Source organism: Bradyrhizobium sp. SZCCHNR1053 (genome assembly GCF_032381235.1).
In the GTDB taxonomy this organism is placed as follows: Bacteria; Pseudomonadota; Alphaproteobacteria; order Rhizobiales; family Xanthobacteraceae; genus Bradyrhizobium.
The window spans coordinates 1-1,613 of sequence record NZ_JAUHJM010000026.1; the positions used below are offsets into that span (position 1 = coordinate 1).

Annotated in this window: 1 protein-coding gene; it reads right to left on the reverse strand. The window is 63.8% G+C overall.

Going from position 1 to position 1,613, the window contains the following annotated elements:
* Positions 1 to 1,613: condensation domain-containing protein (locus QX051_RS29415; RefSeq protein WP_315778519.1), on the reverse strand; the 1,613-nt coding region annotated here is incomplete at both ends.

Consider the following 1,613-nt stretch of genomic DNA (forward strand, 5'->3'; position numbering starts at 1 on the left):
CGCGCACCGTGTCATTCCACTCCGCCAGCACCCGACGCCGCTCCGCCGCGTCGAGAATGTCGATTGCGCCAATCGGCTGATCCGGCGCGGCGGTTGCAGATTCGAGCAGGCGCACCAAACGCGTGGCGATGGCTTCGACGGCTTTCCGCTCGAACAGATCCGTACTGTATTCGATCGTGCCTTCGATCCCAGCTGACCCACCGTGCTGGCCACGACTCTCTGTCAAGATCAAGGCCAGATCGAATTTGGCAGCTCTGCTGCTCATCGGTTGCGGGACGATGGTGAGACCGGGCATATCAAGGCTGAGCGTACCAGCGTTCTGTAACGCGAGCATCACCTGGAAGAGCGGGTGGCGTCTCAGAGACCGTGTCGGATTGATCGCCTCGACGAGGCGCTCGAACGGCAAATCCTGATTCGCGTAGGCATCGAGATTGGCGGCGCGCACGCGATCCACCAGTTCGCGGAAGCTTGGATTTCCAGCGGTGTCGCTGCGCAGTACCACGGTGTTGACGAAAAATCCGATCAAGTCGTCGAGCGCGTGATCGCTGCGCCCCGCCACCGGACTGCCGATTGGGATGTCCGTACCTGCGCCCAGCCGCGTGAGCAGCGCAGCGAGGCCGGCTTGGAGCACCATGAAGAGACTGGCCTGCTGTTCGCGCGCCAGCATCAGCAGCCCCTGGTGCACTTCGGGGGTGATCTCGAACGCGACAGTATCACCATGATGGCTGGGAACAGGCGACCGGGAACGGTCAACCGGCAGCTCCAGTTGCTCCGGCAGGCCATGCAGCGCCCTCTTCCAATACTCCAACTGGCGCGCGACCGGGCTCTCGGGATCCTCCTCATTGCCGAGCAGCGCGTGCTGCCAAAGCGTGTAGTCGGCGTATTGCAGGGGCAGCGGCTCGAAGACAGGCGCGCGCTTCTCACTACGCGCAGCATAAGCGGTAGCGAGATCGCGAGCCAGCGGCCCGAGCGAAGCTCCGTCGCCGGCAATATGATGGATCAACAGCAGCAGAACCTGGTCGCGCGGCGCGAGGACGAAGAGATCGACGCGGAGCGGCGGTTCGACGGCGAGATCGAAGCCGCGGCTCGCGGCCATGTTGAGCGCCTGGGGAAGCTCGGCCTCAGTGGTTGCCGCCACCGCGAGGATCGGCCGAGCGATTTCAGCATCGAGGATCAGCTGGCGGGGTGTGCCCGCCGTCTCCGGGAAGACGGTTCGCAGACTCTCATGCCGCTCGACCAAATCGGCGAGGGCGGCTTCGAGGGCGTCGCGATCGAGGGCACCGCGAAGACGCAATGCGAGCGTGAGATTATAGTGTGGGCTTTGTCCTTCGAGATGGTTGAGGAACCACAGGCGACTTTGCGCGAACGAGAGCGGGATCACCTCCGGACGAGGGCCCGGCCGAAGAGTCGGTCGTGCTGCCGCCTCGGCCTGATCGAGCCGTTCAGCGAGCCCGGAGATGGTCGAAACTTCAAACAGCGTACCAAGCGGCAGCTCGACCCCGAAAGCAGCACGGATTTTCGAGACCAAATGCGTCACGAGCAGCGAATGGCCGCCGAGATCGAAGAAGTTGTCATGGATCCCGACGCGCTCGAGCCCGAGGGTCTCGGCAAAC